Origin of the sequence: Sphingobium sp. MK2, from assembly GCF_040170545.1 — a bacterium.
Taxonomy (GTDB): Bacteria; Pseudomonadota; Alphaproteobacteria; order Sphingomonadales; family Sphingomonadaceae; genus Sphingobium.
Window position 1 is genome coordinate 1 of the sequence record NZ_JAZDXA010000002.1, and the last position, 22,733, is coordinate 22,733.

Below are 22,733 nucleotides of genomic sequence, written 5' to 3' on the forward strand. Positions count from 1 at the left end.
CCAAAGCGCCCTGTGCCCCGGTCATGCCGCCATTACCCCAACGGAAGCATCAAAGTGCCGGTTTTTGCGGGTGTCCATCTGGGCTGATCCAACCAACAATCATGGCCAAACAACATTCCGGGCAGATGGACAATGCTATCGGGCAACGGCCCTTCCCCCTTACGCTCGCTTTGGCAGCCCGCATGTGCAACATCTGCCCGCCATCCGTCGCAGCCGCCGCGGCAGCGGGCCCCGATATCCTGTTTTGATTAGCATTATATAGAAACGTTTGTCGAGATATTTTGACGACCGAATGATCAGCCTCATGTTCGGCGTCGCAATAGCTATTGCAGGTCGTGCAGGCATCGCCGACGATCACAATTACCAACATAAGGGTGCTCAAATCTACCGTAGCATCGCACACTCCGTCCTCAAGGCAGCAGAATCACAATAAATGGCAAGGATGCTCGACATCATAGAACGGGTCACGCGAACGCATGACCAAGCCGACGGAGCGCTGACATTAACGAAACGTTTGCTGTGAATATCGTGGTTGGCCGGCAAGTAGCTCGGAGGGAGGTGCCTGGATCGCCGAGCTGGTCGATTATATCCTGCATGAAGCTAACACCCGGCAAATATGATCGGGCAAACACATTGCGCGACCGCCTAGCTATGGATCCATGTCTCGATGGCCGCGCAACAGCAAACAGATTGACCAAGTGAACGTTATCAATTAGGTGAACGTTCACAACAAGCGTGTCAGACGCCGATTCGCGGCGCGGGGAGGATGAAATGACGATTTCCAAAACTCGGACTCTATCCGTTTATGTGTCCGGCGCGTCCGCGCTGGCCCTGAGCATGGGCATGCAGCCGGCCATGGCGCAGGACAGCGCCGTCGATGAAGCGCCAGCGGAAATCGTGGTCACGGGCATCCGGGCCAGCTTGAATGCCGCCCGCGACATCAAACGCAACGCCCAGGGCGTGGTGGATGCGATTTCGGCGGAAGATATCGGCAAATTCCCCGACACCAACCTCGCCGAATCGCTCCAGCGCATTACCGGCGTGTCGATCGACCGATCGAATGGCGAAGGATCGACCGTTACGGTTCGTGGCTTTGGGCCGGAATTCAATCTGGTGCTGCTGAACGGCCGCCAGATGCCCACATCGAGCCTGGGCGATGGTGCCAGCGCGCCGGCCAGCCGATCCTTCGACTTTGCCAATCTGGCATCGGAAGGCGTCGCAGGCGTAGAAGTCTACAAATCCGGCCGCGCTACCCTGCCAACGGGCGGCATCGGATCGACCATCAATATCAAGACGCCCCGTCCCCTGGATCGGCCAGGCCTGAGAGGCAGTTTCGCGGTCAAGGGCGTCTATGACAGTTCGCGCAATGAGGGCAATCCGGTGACCCCGGAAATATCGGGCATCATTTCCGATACCTTCGCCGATGGCCTGTTCGGCATTGCCGTCACTGGATCGTGGCAGAAGCGCAAAGCCAGCGTGAATCAGGCCAATGTCGGTTGGCGCGATGGTTATCTGGGGTCCGAAAATAACTGGGGTTCGCTGCCGCAGGCGGGTGATCCGCGCTTTGCCAATATCGACAATCGTCCTGAGCCTAACGACGTCTATCAGGTCCAGCAAAATGCAAGCTACGATCTCAACGATATCGAACGCGAGCGTCTGAACGGCCAGATCGTGTTGCAGGTGCGCCCCGCGGACAATCTGACCGCAACGTTCGACTATACCTATTCGCGCAATACCGTTCAGGTGCGCAATTCCAATGTCGGCGTCTGGTTCAACTTCAACGATGTGTCGAGCGCCTGGACCGATGGTCCGGTGGCGGGGCCGAAATTCTATTCCGAACAGTTCCAAGCGAACGAAGGCAAAGACCTTTCCTATTCTGGTGCGCTGACCGAGAACCGATCGACCAACAAATCCCTGGGCGGTAATATCGCGTGGGATGGGCCGGGCGGATTGCGGCTGGAGCTGGACGCGCATCATTCGACGGCGGAATCGGGCGCGAACAACCCCTATGGCACGAGCACGTCGGTCGGCACGGCGGTATTTGGCGTGCGCAGCCAGACCGTGAATTATACCAAAGACCTGCCAGTGATTTCGGTCGAAATGCATCCGGGTATCAATGCTTTGGACGCGGGCAATATTCAGGCGACCGGCAACGCTTTCCGTAACGCCTATTTCAAGGATCGTATCAACGAAGGCCAGCTACGCGGCCGCTATGATTTCGACAGCAGCATTCTCGACAGCCTCGATTTCGGCGTCACCTATATCGAAAACAAGGTGCGGTCCGCCTATGGCTTCATTCAGAACGACACATGGGGCGGGTCCACGACCAAGGATCAATTGTCGGACGATCTGTTCACGCTGCAAAGCTTGCCGGACAAGTTCAAGGGTCTGTCGGGCGCGGGCGATCCGGCCATGCTCCAGCAATTCTATACGTTCAATTTCGAGAAGATGGTCGGCTTCCTCGACGATTTGAATGGCATTTGCGGCGGTGATGGCAATTGCCTGTCCACCTTCACAGTGGATCGCCGCATTCGTGAGCGGACCGTCGCGCCTTATGTGCAGGCCAACCTTGCCTTCGACGTTGCCAATCGTCCAGCCCATTTCCGCGCGGGCGTGCGCTACGAAAAGACCAAGGTTCGTTCCTCTGCGCTGGTGCCGATCCCCACTGGCACGCAATGGGTCTCCGCCAATGAGTTCAACCTGACTTATGGGACTGGCAGTGACTTCACGACCTTCCGGGGGGACTATGAAAACTGGCTGCCTGCCTTCGACATCGATTTCGAACCGATCGAAAATGTGAAGCTGCGCGCCGCCTACAGCCATACCATTACCCGGCCCGATTATGCGTCGATGCAGGGCGGTCGTACGGTCGATCAGCTATTCCGTATCGGAGGCGGAACCGGCAGCCAGGGCAATCCCGGCCTGCTTCCGTACAAGTCGAAGAATATCGACCTGTCAGCCGAATGGTATTATGCACCATCCAGTTATGTGTCGGTCGGATTTTTCGACAAGCGGGTACGTAACTTCATTGCCAGCACCCGGATCGATACCGACGCATTCGGCCTGACAAACCCGGCCGACGGGCCGCGCTATCGGGCGGCGGTCGCGGCATTGGGGGGCAATGCCAGCACAACGGACCTGCGCAACTATATCTTCGCCAATTATCCCGCGTCGGTCATTGTCGATAGCTTTGACCCCACCACGGGCAACTATACGGGCAAAATTCTGGGCCTGCCCGAAGATGGCGCGGTCAATTTCCAGGTGTCGACACCGATCAACTCGGATCAGAGTGCCCATCTTTATGGCTTCGAATTCGCGATCCAGCATAGTTTCTGGGATACGGGCTTTGGCACGATCCTGAACTATACGATCGTTCGCGGCGACGCCGTATATGATAATAGCCAGCCGTCCAGCGTCCCGCAATTCGCGCTGACCGGCTTGTCCGACAGTGCCAACGCCGTCCTATTCTATGACAAGAACGGCATTCAGGCGCGTATCGCTTATAACTGGCGTGATAAGTTCCTCGCTGGAACCGGGCCCAATCCCTTCTACATCGAAGCCTATGGCCAGGTTGATGCCAGCGCGAGCTGGGAGTTCAAAAAAGGCTATACCGCCTTTGTGGAAGCCATTGATCTGACCGGCACCAGCCGCCGCGGCCATTTGCGTAGCGAAAATAACGTGTTCTTCGCCTCGCCAGGATATGCCCGCTATGGCGCAGGTCTTCGCGTCAACTTCTGACGGAATGACTTGATCGTTTTCCGGCACGATGGGACAAGACCGTACCTGACAGGGTGCGGTCTTGTCCTGCATCGGCCAGGGGAGAAACAACGGTGGCAATACGGGACACCGGCATCATCGCCAATGGAGCCATTTGCGCGTCATGACCCAGCATCAGATTCTCGATTCCCTTACCCATCGCGACTTGCGCGTTCGCACGGACAGTGGGGCGGCGCTGGGCGATGCGGTGATGGCCTGCCTTTTGATGCCGACTGAATTTCGACAGGCCCAGGCCCATTTTCCCATCTTGTTCCGGCGCGACATCGAAAGCGGAACATGGTCGGCCGTCGCGCTGTTCGGATTTGCCAATGGCGAAAATCTCTTTCTGGAAGAGGATCATTGGGATGCGAGCTACAAGCCGCTGGCCCAGGCGGTACAGCCCTTCCTGATCGGCCGCTCGCCCGATGGAAGCAGGCCGCCGCAGGTGCATGTCGATATGGCCAGTCCGCGCCTTGTCCATGCGGGCGAGGAGGGCGTGCGCCTGTTCGACGAGGCGGGACAGCCGACGGCGTGGCTGGACACTATCGCGCAACGACTTGGCGATCTCGATGCAGCCTTTGTGGCGAGCGCAGACTTTTTCGCCGCGCTGGAACGGCATGCCCTGCTCGAACCGTTCACGCTGGACGTGCCACTGGTCGATGGGACGCATAGCAGCCTGGTAGGCTTTCACATCATTGATGAAGAGCGGCTGCGCGCGCTCGATGCAGCCGCGCTCGATGATCTGCACCGCGCCGGGCATCTGATGCCGCTGTTCATGGCAGTGGCGTCGATTGCGCAATTCAACGAGTTGGTCGCGCGCAAGAACCGCAGAGTGGCCGGTGGCTGAAACCGGGCTGGCCGAGCTGCCGCCGGTTCGGGTGCTTGATGCGCCTGACGCTGCGATGCTTGATGCGTTGCTGCGGCAGGAGGCGACCCCATTCGTCATTCGCGGGCTGGTCCGCGATTGGCCGCTGGTGCAGGCCGGGCTGGAATCGGACCGGGCTGCGCGGGCCTATCTGCTGGCGCACGCCCGCGATCGCGACTTCGTCTTTTCCTCCGCACAACCGGATGCCGGGGGGCGGCTATTTTACGATGCCGACATGGCGGTTAATTTCCGCATGGGCAAAACCAAGCTGCCGGAAATTTTTGCAGGATTTGATACGGCCCAAGGGCAGGATGCGGCGCAAGTCCCTACCGTCTACCTCGGCTCGGTCGACATGCATGAATTTTTCGACGGGCTGGCCGACGCGAACCCCATGCCGCTGGGTTCGCGCATCCCGTTGGCATCTTTGTGGATCGGCAATGCGTCCCGCATCGCGGCGCATAACGACTTTCCCGACAATCTGGCCTGCTGCGCCGTGGGGCGTCGCCGCTTCACCTTGTTCCCGCGCGACCAGTTCGCCAATCTTTATCTTGGCCCGATCGACATCACTCCGGCAGGGCGCCCTATCTCAATGGTCGATTTCGCGGCCCCAGATTTTGCGACCTATCCCCGCTTCCGCGATGCGCTCGCGACCGCGCAGGTTGCCGAGCTTGAGCCGGGGGATGCACTGTTCATACCCTCGCTCTGGTATCATCATGTCGAAGGGCTGTCCGATTTCAATATATTGGTGAATTATTGGTGGCGCGACACGCCGCGCTATCTGGGCCAGCCCCATAACGCGCTGCACCATGCGATCATGACGATCCGCGACCTGCCCGAAGAGGAGCGCGCGACCTGGCAGGCGATGTTCGACCATTATGTCTTCTCCGGCGGCGAGGCAGCCCGCGCCCACTTGCCGGAAAAGGGCCGGGGCGTACTGGCCCCGCTCGACGCGCAAACCGCCCAACGCCTGCATCATTTTCTGTTGAGGAGCCTGTCGCTATGAGCACGCTATCCCCACCTCGTCGCATTGTCGTCGCCGGTGGCGGCACGGCCGGTTGGATGACGGCCGCCGCGCTCGCCCGCACGCTGGGACCAGTTGCGCAAGTCACCTTGGTCGAAAGCGAGCAGATCGGGACGATCGGTGTGGGCGAAAGCACCATCCCGCCGCTGGTCGCCTATAATCGCATATTGGGTATCAACGAAGCCGACTTCATGCGCGCGACCCAGGCGACGTTCAAGCTGGGCATCAATTTCGAGAATTGGCGTGTGCCAGGCGAAAGCTATTTCCACAGTTTCGGCGGGACCGGCAAGGATCATTGGTCGGCGGGATTCCAGCATTTCTGGATGCACGGGCAAGCTCAAGGGCATGACGCGCCCTATGGCGACTATTGCCTGGAGTTGAAGGCGGCGGAGGCAGGCCGCTTTGCGCATCTGCCCGACGACCGGATGAACTATGCCTATCAGCTTGATTCGGGACTTTATGCCCGCTTCCTGCGGAGGATGGCGGAAGCGGATGGCGCCCAGCGGATCGAAGGGCGCATCAACAAGGTCGAACTGGACGGCGACAGTGGCGACATCGCCGCGCTCCTGTTGGACGGCGATCGCCGGATCGAAGGGGATCTGTTCATCGACTGTACTGGCTTTCGCGCCTTGCTGATCGAAGGGGCGCTGCATGTCGGCTATGACGACTGGACCCACTGGTTGCCTTGCGATGGCGCGGTGGCGATCCAGACCAGCAGCGTGCGGCCGCCCGTCCCCTATACCCGCGCCATTGCGCATGAGGCGGGCTGGCAATGGCGCATTCCACTCCAACATCGGCAGGGCAATGGCATCGTCTATTGCAGCAGCTTCATGGACCCGGACGCTGCGCTCGAAAAACTGCTGGCCTCGGTCGAAGGCGACAGGCTGGTGCAACCCAACCCGATCCGGTTCCGCACAGGGGCACGGCGGCGGCAATGGCATCGCAACTGCGTGGCGGTGGGCCTGTCTGGCGGGTTCATGGAACCGCTGGAATCCACGTCCATCCATCTGATCCAGCGGGCCGTGCTGCGCATCTTGCGGATGCTGCCTGCGGGCACCGTCAGCCCCCTCGACATTGATGAGTTCAACGATCAGCAGATGACCGACATGGAACAGATCCGCGATTTCCTCATCCTGCACTATAAAGCCACGGACCGGCGCGATACCCCCTTCTGGCGTCATTGCGCGGCGATGGCGGTGCCCGACAGCCTCACCCACCGCATGGAATTATTCCGGCAGACCGGCCGCGTCTTCCGCAAGAATGAGGAATTGTTCGCGGAAAATAGCTGGGTGCAGGTGATGATGGGTCAAGGCATCATGCCGCAAAGCCATCACCCCATAGCCGGGAAGCTGAGATCCGACGAGCTGAACCATCTCATGACGTCACTCAAGCATCAGGTGTCCCGTACCGTGGCGAACCTGCCGGAGCATGCCGCCTATATTGCGCGCTATTGCAGCGCGCAGGAGCCGGTGGCGGCATGATGGCGCGCATTCTCATCGCGACGCTGTTGTTCGCCGGGACCGATATAGCGGCCGCCGCGCCGGAACAGACGGGCTGGCACAAGGTCTGGGCGGATGAATTTGATGGTTCGGCACTCGACCGGCGCAAATGGAACTTGGCTGATAATTGCTGGGGCGGGGGCAATGAAGAACAGCAATGCTATACCCCCGGCGCGGCCAACCATCGGGTCGCCAATGGCCTATTGGACATCATCGCTCGGCAGGAGAGTCATGAAGGCCCGGCTTTCCCGCCGGATCAGCGCAATACACCTGAAAAGGTGCGCGCCACCCGCACCAAACCCTTCACATCGGCGCGCCTTTCGACCGATGGCAAGGCGGCCTGGCTCTATGGAAAAGTGCAGGTCCGCGCGAAACTGCCGCAGGGTCAGGGAACATGGCCTGCTATCTGGATGCTGCCCGAAGGATGGGACTATGGCGGCTGGGCGCAGTCCGGTGAAATCGACATCATGGAGGCCGTCAATCTGGGCACGCCCTGTGATACCTGCCAAGGACAGGTTGAAGATCGTGTCCTGGGGACGATCCACTTCGGCGGGCTCCCGCCGCGCAACCGCTATATCGGCGACGAAACGGCTATGCCGGTCCCCCTTGATGGCTTCCACGTCTATGAAATTGAATGGGACGCCGAAGGTATCGTCTGGCGGGTCGACGGCGTGGATTTTGCGCGACGCGCGCCGCATGAATGGCACAGCCTCGGCTCCGACAAGCCGGGCGCGCCGTTTGATCGCCCTTTCCATCTTATTCTCAATCTTGCCATTGGCGGCCACTTGCCCGAAGGACGCAATAGCAAAGGGGTTGATCTGACCGGCTTTCCCAAGGTGATGCAGATCGATTGGGTGCGCGTCTGGCAGAAAGACCCCGCCGCCTCGATGGAGAATGGGCAATAAATGGCGCGACGGCGGCTGGCAGTCACGATCAAGCATGTTGCGGCGGATGCAGGCGTGTCCTTGCAAACGGTAAGCCGCGTCATCAATAGCGAACCCAATGTTCGCCCGGAAATGCGTGATCGGGTGCAGGCGTCGATTGATCGGCTAGGCTATGTGCCGTCCATTGCGGCCCAACGGATGAGCGGATCGCGCTCCTATCTTATTCTGGCCCTGAACGATCGCGAACGCACGATCGCGGATTGGCGCGCGCGCCAGGGCACGGACTGGGTCGACCAGATGCTGCTGGGCGGCATGCTGGAATGTGCCGAACATGGCTATCGCATGATCTTCGAACTGGTCGATACCCATGCCGATCATCTGGAACGTGAATTGGGCGCTGCCTTGGCGGCGCTCCAACCCGATGGCGCGATCCTGACGCCACCCCATTCCGATAATCCCCGCATATTGGCGACGCTGAAGCGTCATCATGTACCCTATGCCCGTATCGGGTCGCAGGGGCATGAGGATGGCGCGCTGCCGGCGGGTATCCGCGTGTCGATGGACGATGAAGGTGCCGCGCGACGCGCCACGCGGCATCTGCTGGATATGGGGCATAGGCGCATCGGGTTCATAGCCGGCCCCGCCGAATATCGACTGTCGGGCTGGCGCGTGGATGGGTGGCAGGCGGAAATGGCGGCAGCCGATCTGACGACCGATGGACTGATCGAAACGGGCGATTTCAGCTATGTTTCCGGCTTGCGGGCTGCGAAGGCCTTGCTTATGCGCGCCGAACGGCCAACCGCTATCATTGCCAGCAACGATCAGATGGCACTCGCCACGATCGAGGCGGCGCGCGGCGCGGACCTCACTATTCCTGCCGATCTGTCGCTGGTCAGTTTCGATAACACGCCACTTGTCCGCTTCACCACCCCCCCGCTGACCGCAGTGGACCAGCCCATTGCCGAGACTACGGCCATGGCAGTGCGCCTGCTCATCACAGCGCCCAGCGTGACGTTGGAACCGCCCGCGCCGGTCATCATACCGATGGGTCTGGTCGAGCGGGCTTCTACCGCGCCGCCTTCTCATGTCGGCTAACCAGGCGGCGGTTCGTAGTGATCGTCGCTTCCTTTGGCTTTATGCGCTGGCCTGGGCTGGCGCGGCAATCTCTTATACGCCGTTTCTGACGATCTTGCTGCCGGTACGGGTCGACCTGCTGGGGGGGACCGACAATGTCCAGTGGCTGGCCATCCTCACTTTTGTCGGGGCCATCGCCGCCAGCCTCGCCAACATCCTCTTTGGTTGGCTGAGTGATGTCAGCGGCTCTCGCCGTCTTTGGGTCTTGGTCGGCTTGTTATCGTCAAGCGTGTTGCTGGGCCTGTTTCCTCATGTCGAGCGATTTGGGCCGCTGGTCCTGCTGATCCTGCTCTGGCAAATGGCGCTCAACATGATGCTGGGTCCATTGGCGGCCTGGGCCGGGGACTGCGTGCCTGATAGCCAGAAGGGGCGACTGGGCGGGTTGCTTGCCTTTGCGCCAGCATCAGGCGCATTGGCGGGATCAGTGGTTACGATGCCCGGTCTTGCCGATCCACCGCTGCGCTTTGCGATGGTCGCTTTGCTGGCAATGGCGTGCATCCTGCCGCTTGTGCTGCTGGGCCAATCCGGCAAGGTAGCAACGCAACGTCCGCGTGACGATGCCATAGCTCCCCTGCCCTGGCTCCGCGCCATGGTGACCCGCATGTGGTGCGCGCGCCTACTGGTCCAGATCGCCGAAGCCGCCCTGTTCGCCTATCTCTATTTCTGGTTCCAGACGATCGACGGGCGGTTCGACGACAGCCTCACCGCACGCATCCTGACCCTGGTTCTATTTCTGGCAGCACCTTGCGCCTTGATCGCGGGCCGTTGGGCTGACCGTCATGATCGGCCGATCTTTCCACTCTGCATTGCTGCCATTCTTGCCGCCCTTGGCCTTGCCGCCATGGCCATGGCGCGGGGACCAGCCGCAGCGGTTACCGGCTTTTTGGTGTTCGGCCTTTCCAGCAATGTCTTTCTTGCGCTGCATAGCGCGCAAACGCTGCGTGTATTACCCGATGACGGACGGCGCGGCCGCAATCTGGGGCTGTTCAACCTCACCAATACCGTACCATCGCTTATCATGCCGTCGCTGACCCTGGTGCTGGTGCCGAATCTCGGTTTCTCCGGGCTTTTCCTGGTATTGGCTTTCCTGTCCATTATTGCGGCCGTCCTGTTGCGTCACGCAGATCGGCGCTGACGACCAATTGCCGCAAAAGGCTTGATCCCGCTCGCAACCCGTGACAAACAGGGATTGAGAACGTTCACAGAAAACTGACGAGGAAGGATGCCGATGCGCTCAGCAGCGGGAATCATGATCATGGCGCTGGCCATTGGCGGCAATATGCAGGCGTGGGGGCAACAGCGTGCAGCGGTCGACCCGACCGTGGTGCCACCGGCGGCGAAAGCCAATCCCGCAGTCTGGCCTGCCGCGCGCAGCCCTGCGGCGATCACCGATCGCCAGACCGAAGCCGCGATCAACCGCCTTATCGCACGCATGACGGTGGAACAGAAGGTTGGTCAGACGATCCAGGCGGACATCAGTGCCATCACGCCCGCCGACCTTGCCCGCTATCCCTTGGGGTCCATCCTGGCAGGCGGCAATTCCGGGCCGTTCGGCGACGAACGCGCCGATGCCGCGACCTGGATCAAGCTGGTGCGCGATTATCGGACCGCGTCTGAAAAGGCGGGCGCGGGCATCCCGATCCTGTTCGGCGTTGACGCTGTCCATGGCCATTCGAACCTGCCGGGCGCGACGATTTTTCCGCACAATATTGGCCTCGGCGCGGCGCGTGATCCGGAACTGATCCAGCGCATCGGCATGGCCACCGCCGCCGAAATCGCCGGTTCGGGTATCGAATGGACCTTCGCCCCGACATTGGCAGTGCCGCAGGATCTCCGCTGGGGCCGCAGCTATGAGGGCTATGCCGCCGATCCGGCGTTGGTGAAAGCCTATTCCAAGGCGATGGTCGAGGGCTTGCAAGGTGATCTTTCGGCTGGAATGCCGCTTGGTCCATTGCGGGTGGCGGCAACCGCTAAGCATTTCCTGGCGGATGGTGGCACGGAAAATGGCAAGGATCAGGGTGACGCCCGATTGCCCGAAGCAGAGCTGATCCGCATCCATGCGCAAGGCTATCCCGCCGCCATCGACGCAGGGACACTCACCGTCATGGCCAGTTTTTCGAGTTGGAACGGTGCCAAAAACCATGGCAATCCGACGCTGCTGACCGATGTTCTGAAAAAGCGGATGGGGTTTGAAGGGCTGATCGTCGGCGATTGGAATGGTCATGGGCAAGTACCCGGCTGCACGGTCACGGATTGCGCGGCATCGATCAACGCAGGGCTGGACCTGTTCATGGCGCCCGACAGTTGGAAGGGCTTGTTCGACGCCACGCTGCGCGATGTGCGCAACGGTACGATTCCGATGGCGCGACTGGATGATGCCGTGCGGCGCAATCTGCGCGTCAAATATAAGCTAGGGCTGATGGGTCCGAACCGCATCGCGCGCGGCGATCCGGCTTTGGTCGGAGCCGATGCGCATCTGGCGATCGCCCGCGAAGCCGTCGCCAAATCGCTTGTCCTGCTCAAGAATGAAGGGTCGCTGCTTCCGATCCGCCCCGGTGCGAAGGTGCTGGTTACCGGCCCCGGTGCCGACAATATGGCGATGCAGGCAGGCGGCTGGACCATAACCTGGCAGGGCACCGACACCAGCGCCGCCGATTTCCCCAAAGGCAGCACCATCGGCCGCGCCATCATCGATGCGGTCAAGCAGGCAGGCGGCAGTGGGCAACTGGCACCGACAGGCAATTTTACCGACAAGCCCGACGTTGCCATCGTCGTTTTCGGCGAGCAGCCCTATGCCGAATTTCAGGGCGACGTGGCGAACCTCATCTTCCACAGTCAGAATGGCGAACGTGAATTACTCGCCAAATTGAAGGCACAGGGCATCCCGACCGTCGCGCTTTTCCTGTCGGGCCGCCCCTTGTTCGTCGGCCCGGTCTTCAATCTGGCCGATGCCTTCATAGCGGGCTGGCTGCCCGGATCACAGGGGCAGGGTGTCGCGGACGTGCTGGTGGCGGGCAAGGATGGCAAAGCCGCCCGCGACTTCACGGGGCGCTTGCCCTTCGCCTGGCCAGCAGACGCCCGCTCACCCGTCACAGCCCCGCTCTTCCCGGTCGGATATGGCCTGGACTATGCGCATCCCCATAGCCAGGGTCCAGTGAATGAAGATCCCCGTGTCGAACAGGGGCCTGCGGTCAGCGACAGTCTGTTCCTGCGCACGGGCCGCGTGCTTGACCCGTGGCGACTGGGCCTTGACAGCGGCGTGTCCATGCGTGCGGTCGACATCGCCGCGCAGGAGGATGGACGTCAGTTCAAGTGGAGCAGCAAGGGCGATATCGCTATCGACGGTCCTCCTGTCGACATGCTGCGACAACTCAACGGCGGCTTTGCCCTGCGCATCGACTGGCGAATGGATGCCCGTGGCACTGGTCCCGTCTCGATCGCGATGGGTAATGCCCGCCTGGATGTCAGCGCACTGGCCTCGGCAGCACCACTGGGCCAGGAAAGCAGCATCCAGATCCCGCTCCAATGTTTCAAGGACAAGGGTGCCGATTTCAAAGCGATCGGAACGCCGTTCCGCATGGGTGCCGATACGCCTATGACAGTCAGCCTGCGCAATGTGCGGATCGAGGGCATCGGCGCGCCCATTCCCTGCCCTCTATCCATTCCATAAGGGCGTCAATTCACGGCACCACCTCCATACGTGTGATATCCTCCCCCACTGGCCCGCCCCTCGCCAAGGAGGCGGGCCATTTTATTGCATGATATGGCCCCGTCCCAGCCTTTGCCAGCCATATACCCGAACCGAACAAATGATCTTTCGCAACCGGGTCGACAAGGACATATGTTAGCGCTATCACATAGTGAACGACAGGGTGAGACGATTCAAACACGTCCGCCCGATCAGATCGCGACTGATAGTATGAGGAGAGGGATTGATGCATATTGGCCAGGGAATGATGGGACGGCTGCTGCCCTTCGTCGCATTGACGCTATCCGCCGCGGCGGCCCAGGCGGAACCAGCGCGCTTCGACCGCTTCACCTATGAAGGCAAATCGATCGAGCAGGTGAAGGCTGAACCAGGCGAATATATCAATCCTATCCTGTCGGGATATTATCCCGATCCCAGCATCACCCGCGTGGGCGACGACTATTATCTCGTCAATTCGTCCTTTGCCCATTTTCCCGGCCTGCCAATCTTCAAGTCGAAGGATCTGGTGAACTGGGTGCAGATCGGTAACGCGATTGACCGGCCGAGCCAGCTTGATTTTACCGGCCGCCGCACGTCCGAAGCTGTCTTTGCCCCCGATATCAGTTGGCATGATGGTGTCTTCTACATTGTCAATACCTGCGTGGCTTGCCGCAACAATTTCGTCATCACCGCCACTGATCCGGCCGGTCCCTGGTCCGACCCCATATGGCTGCCCTTCGAAGGGATCGACCCATCCATCTATTGGGAAGGGGACAAGGCCTATATCGTCAATAACCGCGCGCCCGACGAACCGCCCCGCTATGACGGCCATCGCGCCATCTGGATTCAGGAATATGACTGGCGCGCCGGCAAGATGGTCGGCCCCAGCACCCAGCTTGTAAATGGTGGCGTCGACATCAGCAAAAAGCCGGTGTGGATCGAAGGCCCGCATATTTTCCGCAAGGATGGCTATTATTATCTGACCGCGGCCGAAGGCGGCACCAGCGTCAATCATTCCCAGGTCGTATTGCGATCGAAGAAACTGCGTGGCCCCTATCTCCCCTATGCGGACAATCCTATCCTCACCCAGCGGGATATGGACCCGAACCGGCCCGATCCGATTGGGTCCGCCGGGCACGCCAAGTTGATCCAGACGCAAAAGGGGGACTGGTGGGCGACCTTCTTGGCGGTGCGCCCCTATGAGGGCGACTTCTACAATATCGGGCGCGAAACCTTCCTGCTGCCCGTAACATGGAAGGATGGCTGGCCGATCATTTTGCCCCGTGGCGAAAAGATACCCCATGTCGGCAAGGTGCCTGACCTGCCCGCCCAGCCTAGCCCTGCGCGGCCGATGAGCGGCAACTTCACCTACACTGATGATTTCGACGGCGATCGCCTGGCGATGCAGTGGATCGGCATCCGCACGCCCCGCCAGCCCTTCTATCGCGTAACCAACGGCGCGCTGGAACTGGAAAGCGGCACGCCGCTGGGTGATCTGAACGGGGTTCCGGCCTTCGTCGGACGGCGGCAGCAACATGCCATCGCCACCATGTCCACGACCATTCGCTTCACCCCGGAGAAGGATGGCGACACCGCCGGGCTGGCCGCAATCCAGAGCGACCGCAGCCATATAGTGTTCGGCATTACCCAGGTTGGGGGTAAAAAGATGATCGCGCTGACGTCGCGGGACAATGCCGATACCGATACGCTGGTCGCCTCCGCACCGCTGACCGCCACCGGCCCGGTAACGCTCACCATCCGCGCCGATGGTGGCAAGATGGCGTTCGACTATGAGGCGGACGGAAAGCGGACGCCGCTCAAATCCGATCTGGACGCGACACTGCTGAGCACGCGCAAGGCAGGGGGGTTCGTTGGGACGGTCGTCGGTCCCTATCGCCACACCCCTGCATCCTGAAAAGGGGCGTCTCATGACCATCAAGTCATCCATCGCTCTGCTGGGGTTGTCCCTGGCCGCCACCGCCCTGCCGGCGCAAGTCTGGCGCGCGGACCAGGGCGATGGCACCTATCGCAATCCCGTCCTCTTCGCCGATTATCCTGATCCTGACATCATTCGTGTCGGCGAGGATTTCTACTTCATCACCACGACTTTCGCTAATGCGCCGGGCATGACCATCCTTCATTCGAAGGATCTGGTGAACTGGCAGATTGCCGGTCATCTCATGGACCGGCTGGAGGGCAATCCACGCTATGATCTGAGCGATGGGGGCGATTATCGCCGGGGCTTCTTCGCGGCCAGCATGCGCCACCACAAAGGCACTTTCTATGTTGCCGTCAGCCCGATCGGGCTCAACACGCGCATCTATCGCGCGAGCAGCCCGACCGGCCCCTGGACCTATACCGAACTGGACCGCCACGCCTTCGATCCGGCCCTGTTCTTCGAGGATGATGGCCAGGCCTATTTGATCACGTCGATCGGAACCGATGGCACGGTGACATTGCTCACGATGGACGAGGACGTTACCAAGATTACCGCGTCCAAGGTCGTCCATTACAACAAGGGGGCCGAAGGATCAAAGGTCATCAAGCGCAATGGCTGGTATTATCTCTTCAATTCTCTCCCTTCCAAACTTGCCCTGACTGTGTCGCGGGCGCGTAGCTTGCAGGGGCCATGGGAGACCCGGCCGCAGATTGACGACACCAGCGGCGGGCATCAGGGCGCACTGGTGGACCTAGCCAATGGCGATTGGGCGGGTTTTGTCATGGTCGACGCCGGATCTATCGGCCGCATGACCAATATTAGCCCGGTATATTGGCAGGATGACTGGCCAATATGGGGCACGCCCGAAGCACCAGGACGGGTGCCTGACCGCGCCGCCAAGCCCATCAACGGGCATCCATTCGCCGAACCGCGCGCATCGGACGATTTTTCCGCATCGACATTGGGGCTGCAATGGCAATGGAACCATAATCCCGACGATCACCGCTGGTCTTTGCGCGAACGGCCTGGTTTCCTGCGGCTCCACGCGACCCAGGCCGACCGCTTGTGGACGGCACGCAACACGCTGACGCAAAAGGGCCAAGGGCCTCGCAGCCGAGCTATCGTCAAAGTGGACATGCGCGGGCTGCACCCAGGCGATGTCTGCGGCGTTGGCACCTTCGGCAAGATCAGCGCCCAATTGTCGATCGTCGGAAAAGACAAGGGTCGCCGCGCGCTGACCATGATGGTGACCGATTCCACGGAGAATGGCCCCCGCACCGAAACCCGTGTCGCATCGGTGCCCGTGTCGGGCCAGACGCTCTGGTTGCGCACCGACATGGATTTTGTCCGTGACGAAGGCCGCGTCGCCTACAGCCGCGACGGACAAAGTTGGACTGGCGTAGGCGATCATTTCCCCCTGAAATATGACTGGCGCACCGGCACGTTCCAAGGGCAGCAATTCGCGATTTCCTGCTATAATGCGCGGCCCACCGGCGGCTATATCGATATCGACAGCTTCACTCTGTCGCCCTTGCCCGACGCGGCGGCGGACGCAGGGAAATGAAATTCAGTCGTCGGGAAAGCGTCGCGGTGATAGCAGCGGGCGCCGCCGCCTTCCCCGCACGGCGCGCGCGTGGAGCGGTCGCTCCCCCGCCCTCCCCGCTTATGCTCTGGTACGAGCAGCCCGCATCGGTTTGGACGGAAGCGCTGCCTGTCGGCAACGGACAGATGAGCGCGATGGTCTTCGGTGGCATCCGCCAGGAACGATTGCAACTCAACGACGCCACCTTATGGGCGGGACAGCCCTATGACCCGGTCAACCCTGCAGCACACGCCGCGCTGTCCAAAGTCCGCACGCTGATCTTCGAGGGCAAGATCGCCGAGGCCGAAGCCCTGGCGAACGACGCCGTCCTCGCCACACCATCCACGCAAATGCCCTATCAGGCCTTTTGCGATCTCATGCTGGATTTCCGCGGCCTAGGGCAGACGTCTAACTATCGGCGCAGCCTGGATCTGGACAGCGCCATGGCGACCACCCGATTCACCTCCGATGGCATCGATCATCAGCGCCAGGTGATTGCGTCGGCAGGCGATCAGGTCATCGCAATGCGTCTGACGGCATCGAGCGAAGGACAGCTAAACGTCGATATCGGCCTGGCGTCCCCACACAAGATCGTCGCGGTTGAGGCCGATGGATCGTCAAGCCTGTTGATGACTGGCCGCAATGGCGATGCCGCAGGCATAAAGGGCGGCTTGCAATTCGCCGCCCGCCTGTTCGCATCGGTAGAAGGCGGTCAGATCAAGCCAGGCGGCAGATTGCAGGTTCGCGGAGCCGATGCGGTCACGCTGATGATCGCCATGGCGACCAGTTATCGCCGGTTCGACGATGTCAGCGGCGATCCCGTAGCGGCGACTGAAGCCACGCTGGATCGGATACGCAGCCGTTCCTTTGCACAAATCGCTATCGACGCGACCGATGCCCATCGGCGGCTCTTTCGTCGCGTGTCGATCGACCTTGGCCAATCGGCTGCGGCCGCGCTGCCGACCGACAAGCGCATTGCCGCGTCGCCAACCCAGAACGACCCGGCGCTTGCAGCGCTCTATTTCCAATATGGTCGCTACCTGCTGATCTCTTCGTCACGACCCGGTGGCCAGCCCGCCAATCTCCAAGGCCTGTGGAACGACAGCCTCAATCCGCCCTGGGGATCGAAATATACGATCAACGTCAACACCGAGATGAATTACTGGCCCGCCGAGACCACGCATCTGGGTGAGTGCGTCACGCCGCTGGTCGATATGGTCCGCGACCTCGCCGTCACCGGCGCGCGCACGGCAGCGACCATGTATGGTGCCCGCGGCTGGGTCGCGCATCATAATACCGACCTGTGGCGCGCCAGCGCGCCGATCGACGGTGCGCAGTTCGGGCTATGGCCAACCGGGGGTGCCTGGCTCTGCACCCATTTGTGGGATCATTATGATTATGGTCGGGATCGCGCCTTCCTGACCTCCATCTATCCGCTGATGGCCGGAGCCGCTCGCTTCTTCCTCGATACGTTGCAGCCAGAGCCAAAGACCGGCTACCTCGTCACCAACCCGTCGATGAGCCCTGAAAATCCGCATGGCCATGGCGGCACCCTGTGCGCCGGGCCGACCATGGACATGGCGATCCTGCGCGACCTGTTCGGTCAGACGATCGCAGCCGCGCAAATCCTGAATGTGGATACCGGCTTCGTGGCCGAACTGGAGGCGGCCCGATCGCGCCTTGCACCTTATCAGATTGGCCGACAGGGACAGTTGCAGGAATGGAGAGAAGATTGGGACGCCGATGCGCCCGAACAGGATCATCGTCATGTCTCGCATCTCTATGGGCTTTATCCCTCGCACCAGATCAGCGTTGAGGACACGCCAGACCTGGCTGCCGCTGCCCGCCGGACGCTGGAACTTCGTGGCGATCGGGCAACTGGCTGGGCTACGGCATGGCGTATCACCCTATGGGCGCGTTTGCGCGATGGCGATCATGCCCATCGCATATTGGGCTACCTGCTCGGCCCCGATCACAGCTATCCCAATATGTTCGACGCCCACCCACCCTTTCAGATCGACGGCAATTTCGGCGGCACGGCCGGGATCGTCGAGATGCTGCTCTACAGTCGTGGCGACGTCATCGAATTGCTGCCCGCTTTGCCCACTGCATGGCCAGATGGGCAAGTGACGGGGTTGCGTGCGCGCGGGCGGTGCGGCGTCGATCTCACTTGGCGCAACGGACGACTTAAGCGCGTCACGCTGCGCCCCGACATGGACAGCCAAAGGACAATAAAGCTCGGCACTCGTCGCGTCGCGGCATCCCTCAAGGCCGGGCATACACTTGTTCTTGAAGATGGAGATTTTGCCCGATGAAAAAGCTTTACGTCCGGCACCTGCTGTTCAGCCTGGCTGCCTTGGCCAGCAGCACCAGTCTGTCCGCCCAGACAACCGATCCGCTCGCGCCACAGGGCCGCTGGAGCGCCTATCAGGGAGGCAGCGGTGCCCTTCCGCCCATGGGGTGGAACAGTTGGAACGCCTTTTTCACCGAGATCGATGAGGAAAAGCTACTCGGATCGGCGCAGCGGATCATCGACAGCGGTCTCGCCCAGAAGGGCTATCAGTACATCAATATCGATGATGGTTGGTGGCTCAAGCGCCGGACAAACGACGGCAAATTGCTGATCCGTTCGGAGAAGTTTCCCTCCTCCTTGCGCTCCGGCAAGGGCGATCCCTCCTTCCGCCCCCTGACCGACAAGCTCCATGCCATGGGGCTCAAGGCCGGTATCTATTCGGACCTCGGTCGCAACAGTTGCTCGCAAGCCTATTCGACCGGCGAAGCCCAATTGCCCGAAGGGTCGATCGCTGAACGCGAGGTCGGACTCTATGGCCATATCGATCAGGATATCCGCCTGTTCTTCGCTGATTGGGGTTTCGATCTCATCAAAGTGGATGGATGCGGCATCCGCGCCTTTGGCGAGGGTAGCGCGCCGGTAAAATCCGGCAAGTATCGAATGCTTGCGCCACTGATCGATCAGACCTCGGTGACGCGATCGGATGTTCCGGCGGTGCAGGACCTGTTCCGCCAGATCAACCAGTCGCTCGCCCGTCACAACCCGGACAATGACTATCTTCTCTCGCTCTGCGTCTGGGGCAGCGCCAACGTACGCGCCTGGGGCAAGGATTATGGCAATATCTCGCGCACCAGCGACGATATCACCCCCCATTGGGCGCGGATGCTGACAAACTATGACAGCGCCGTGCGCCGGGCGCTCTATGCCCATCCGGGGTCGTGGAACGATCCCGACATGCTGTTCATCGGTCAGGGCGATTTCGATGCCGAGCATCTGACCGAAGCGCGATCGCATTTCGCGCTGTGGGCGATGATGAACGCCCCGCTGCTGATCGGCGCGGACCTGCGCAAGACGCCGCAATCCTTGATGGATATTTTCGGCAATGCCGACCTGATCGCCATCAATCAGGATGCGGCGGGCCATCAGGCCACCGTCGCCTTCGACAGCGATTCACTGCAGATATTGGTCAAGACCTTGGCCAATGGCGACAAGGCGGTCGCACTGTTCAACCGAGGCCTTGCGCCAATCGATGCCGTGCTGACCGCCGGTCATCTTAAATTCCGCGAGGACAAGGCCATCGCCCTGACCGACTTGTGGACGGGCGAGCAGATCCGCTTTACCGGGGAGCAGGCGCTGAAGGTCGCGCCGCGAGAGACGCTCGTCTTCGTCGCAAAGGGCTATCGGACCCTACCGGATGGCCTCTATCTCTCCGAGCAGCCTGGCAATATCAACCCGGCCGTCGATGGGGTTACCGCCCCTGCCCCTGATCCCACGATCTTCCGCTCCATCCCCGGCTGGCGCAGCACGAGAGGATTGGGCGAACGCCCCATCTATGCAGGCTGGGGCGGCGCACAGCCCGACGCGACCCCCTATAACCAGCCGCTAGCGATCGCTGGCAAGACCTATGCGTCCGGGATCGGCGTCCTCGCCAATTCACGGCTGGAGATTCGCAACAAAGGCTATGGCCGTCTGACCGCCATGGTCGGCGTCGATGATAGTGCGGCGAACGCAAGCCATGGTGTGCGTTTCGCCGTCTATGGCGACGGCAAGTTATTGACGCGCACTCCGGCGGTTCGCCGGGGCGAACCGCCAAAGCCGATTTCCGTCGATGTAAAGGGCGTAGCGTTGATCGAAATGGTGGCGCAGGCAGAGGATGGGGCTGTCGGTGAAATGCTGCCTGTCAGTTGGGGCGATGCGGCCCTGCTGCACTGATCATATGAAGGACGAACGGATAGGCCCCGTCCGTCCTTCACTCAGTGTTCCGCTTCGATTGGCAATTCGAACGAACTGACCGGCAGCGGTGCCTCATCATAGAGATTGATAACCGGCGTGTCCGCCCATCCATGCCGCACCCTGACGGCTGGCTGACCATCACCTGGCAGCCGGATGCGTGATCCCTCCACCCGGCCGCTGGCATAACGACAGCTTTGCGCGCCCGCCCCGCACAATTCGAAACCGATCGCCCCAGCGGCGCTGCGCGTCTGCAACTTGCCGGTCAGGCCCGAAAATTCGATGATGGCCCCGCCATCCGACGTAGCGACAGCCCTCACAGCCTGCGGACCGCTGGCGGAATGCCGTTCGCCATAAGCGACCGCCCGCATTGATCGTGCGAGGCGTCGGCCCAATTCCTGCTTTTCCCCCGGATGGATGTCGAACGGATCGCCGATATCAACCGCCGTAGCAAGCGCCGCATGCGCATCAGCCGCTACTGCACGATATTGCGTGTCCCGCATCTGCGCCCAGCCGCTTTCGGACGGCATGGTCGTAGGCTTGCCATAGGCGGCCAGTTGCACGACGACGAACGGCAGATCGCTGGCGCGGAACTGCTCGCGCCATTCCGCCATCATTGCCGCAAGCCGCTCCGCATAACCCGGCATATCGACATCGGATTCCCCCTGATACCAGGCAACGCCCTTCAGTCCAATCGCACCCAAAGGTGCGATCATACCGTTGTAAAGCGTGCCCGCACCCGTGACATCGGCCCAGGGAACTCGCGGCGCACCGGGCGGCGACTTGGACGCCACGGCATAGCGCCATTTGTCCCCAAGCGGCACATCGCCTCCCTGCTCAAGCCGCAACGCCATATCGCTCGCCGGTCCCAGCAACCCTCCATTGGCATAATTATCCATGACGTTGATGGTCAGAATGTTGCGACCGGCCTTCAACAGGCCCAGCGGAACAGCCAAGCTGGTGGGCTGCCACGCCTTGGCGCTCATCCCCACCGGACGGCCGTTGATCCACACTCGGCCGACATCATCCATCGTGCCGAGCGATAGGGTTGCCGCCTGGCTGGCCTGACTAGCGGTCAATATGATTTCTCGCCGGAACCAGACCATGCCATTGAAATCAGCAAGGGCGGTCACGCCCCACTCTTCCCACGGCCCCAATTTCGGCACATCTGTCCAGCCAAGGGCACTGCCGGGTTGCCAAGGCTCTTTGCCCGCAGCGTCTCCCGTCGCGGTGCGCCACCACTCTTCCCATTCCGCGCTCGCAGCCTGTTCAGCACCGATCGGATCGTTGGCGTGCCGCTTGACCATGGCAGACCGATCCGCGCGACCGATCGCAGCCTGCGCTGCCTCGCCCATCCAGGGGCTGATCTGCGACCCGCCCCAACTGGCGGATATGGCACCGATAGGGACGGCCGCTGTCTTGCGCAGTTCGCGCGCCATATAATAGCAGGCGGCGGAGAAGTCCGGCACATTGTCTGGACCGGCCGTTTTCCAGGATACCGCTTTGGAGAAATCGCGGCGGGGTTCATCCGTCGCTTCTCGCGGCACCGTCATCAGGCGAAGCTGGTCATCCGACGAATTGCGGATCTGTCCCATCGCATCCTGCGCGTTGCGCACTTCCAATTCCATGTTCGATTGTCCCGAACATAAAAAGACGTCGCCGACAACCACGTCACGCGCCGTCACTTGTCCCTTATCGCTTCGCGCCGATAAGGTGACCGGCCCCGCCTTGCTAATGGCCGCAAAGCGAGCTTCGAACCGCCCCTGCCGGTCCGCCGCCACGGTTTTGGACTCGCGATCCAATGTTATCGTGACCATCTCCGTGGGGTCCGCCTTACCGCGCACGACAACCGGGCGCTCCCGCTGGATCACCGCATGATCCCCTAACAAGGGATCGAACACCGGGACCGCAAATGTCGGCGTCGCCATCAATGCCAGCAGGCTTGCGGAAACGGCCATTATAGGGCCTCTGTCACGGGTTGAGTGCTTCATTTCTAGTCCTCTCATCCTTCAAGCTGTACTGCCATTCCGGCTTCGAATGATTCCCCTCAAGCATCAACCGACAGCCAAAATGTTAGCGCTAACTTTAGCAGCGATTCTGTTGCTCTCAATTTGGGTGGCGT

General features: G+C 61.1%; 14 protein-coding genes. 13 read left to right on the forward strand and 1 reads right to left on the reverse strand.

Annotated elements, in window-relative coordinates:
- Positions 1–292 precede the first annotated feature (292 nt).
- From V2I08_RS01575 to V2I08_RS01635, 13 genes are all read left to right on the forward strand, one after another.
- Complete coding sequence (locus tag V2I08_RS01575; protein ID WP_349633593.1) at positions 293–433, forward strand: hypothetical protein; 141 nt, start codon at positions 293–295, stop codon at positions 431–433.
- A 338-nt stretch (positions 434–771) separates the two neighbouring features.
- Positions 772–3,738 (forward strand): TonB-dependent receptor, encoded by a 2,967-nt coding sequence (locus tag V2I08_RS01580; protein ID WP_349633594.1) that lies wholly within the window; start codon positions 772–774, stop codon positions 3,736–3,738.
- A gap of 142 nt (positions 3,739–3,880) precedes the next feature.
- Positions 3,881–4,603: a SapC family protein gene (locus tag V2I08_RS01585; RefSeq protein ID WP_349633595.1), complete on the forward strand. Its 723-nt coding sequence runs from the start codon at positions 3,881–3,883 to the stop codon at positions 4,601–4,603.
- The gene (locus V2I08_RS01590; RefSeq protein WP_349633596.1) at positions 4,596–5,624 is read left to right on the forward strand and encodes a cupin-like domain-containing protein; all 1,029 of its coding nucleotides are present in this window, start codon (positions 4,596–4,598) and stop codon (positions 5,622–5,624) included. The genes V2I08_RS01585 and V2I08_RS01590 overlap by 8 nt, the downstream gene beginning before the upstream one ends.
- Positions 5,621–7,123, forward strand: coding sequence for a tryptophan halogenase family protein (locus V2I08_RS01595; RefSeq protein WP_349633597.1), 1,503 nt, complete (start codon positions 5,621–5,623; stop codon positions 7,121–7,123). Before V2I08_RS01590 ends, V2I08_RS01595 begins: the two co-directional genes overlap by 4 nt.
- Positions 7,120–8,046, forward strand: coding sequence for a glycoside hydrolase family 16 protein (locus tag V2I08_RS01600; RefSeq protein ID WP_349633598.1), 927 nt, complete (start codon positions 7,120–7,122; stop codon positions 8,044–8,046). The genes V2I08_RS01595 and V2I08_RS01600 overlap by 4 nt, the downstream gene beginning before the upstream one ends.
- Positions 8,047–9,120 carry a LacI family DNA-binding transcriptional regulator gene (locus V2I08_RS01605; RefSeq protein ID WP_349633599.1) on the forward strand — a complete coding sequence of 358 codons (1,074 nt, stop codon included), beginning with the start codon at positions 8,047–8,049 and terminating at the stop codon, positions 9,118–9,120.
- Complete coding sequence (locus V2I08_RS01610) at positions 9,110–10,294, forward strand: MFS transporter (RefSeq protein WP_349633600.1); 1,185 nt, start codon at positions 9,110–9,112, stop codon at positions 10,292–10,294. The genes V2I08_RS01605 and V2I08_RS01610 overlap by 11 nt, the downstream gene beginning before the upstream one ends.
- An 87-nt stretch (positions 10,295–10,381) precedes the next feature.
- A complete protein-coding gene (locus V2I08_RS01615) occupies positions 10,382–12,829 on the forward strand; it encodes a glycoside hydrolase family 3 N-terminal domain-containing protein (RefSeq protein WP_349633601.1) in 2,448 nt (815 codons plus the stop codon).
- 265 nt (positions 12,830–13,094) lie between these two features.
- Positions 13,095–14,762, forward strand: coding sequence for a glycoside hydrolase family 43 protein (locus V2I08_RS01620; RefSeq protein WP_349633602.1), 1,668 nt, complete (start codon positions 13,095–13,097; stop codon positions 14,760–14,762).
- Positions 14,763–14,775: 13 nt separating this feature from the next.
- Entirely contained in the window at positions 14,776–16,350 is a 1,575-nt protein-coding gene (locus V2I08_RS01625) for a glycoside hydrolase 43 family protein (RefSeq protein WP_349633603.1), read from the forward strand.
- Positions 16,347–18,683 carry a glycoside hydrolase family 95 protein gene (locus V2I08_RS01630; RefSeq protein ID WP_349633604.1) on the forward strand — a complete coding sequence of 779 codons (2,337 nt, stop codon included), beginning with the start codon at positions 16,347–16,349 and terminating at the stop codon, positions 18,681–18,683. The genes V2I08_RS01625 and V2I08_RS01630 overlap by 4 nt, the downstream gene beginning before the upstream one ends.
- Positions 18,680–20,593, forward strand: a complete 1,914-nt coding sequence (locus tag V2I08_RS01635) for an NPCBM/NEW2 domain-containing protein (protein ID WP_349633605.1) — start codon at positions 18,680–18,682, stop codon at positions 20,591–20,593. The genes V2I08_RS01630 and V2I08_RS01635 overlap by 4 nt, the downstream gene beginning before the upstream one ends.
- Before the next feature lie 41 nt (positions 20,594–20,634).
- Here V2I08_RS01635 and V2I08_RS01640 read toward each other — a convergent pair whose 3' ends face one another.
- A complete protein-coding gene (locus V2I08_RS01640; protein WP_349633606.1) occupies positions 20,635–22,569 on the reverse strand; it encodes a sialate O-acetylesterase in 1,935 nt (644 codons plus the stop codon).
- Positions 22,570–22,733: the final 164 nt, after the last annotated feature.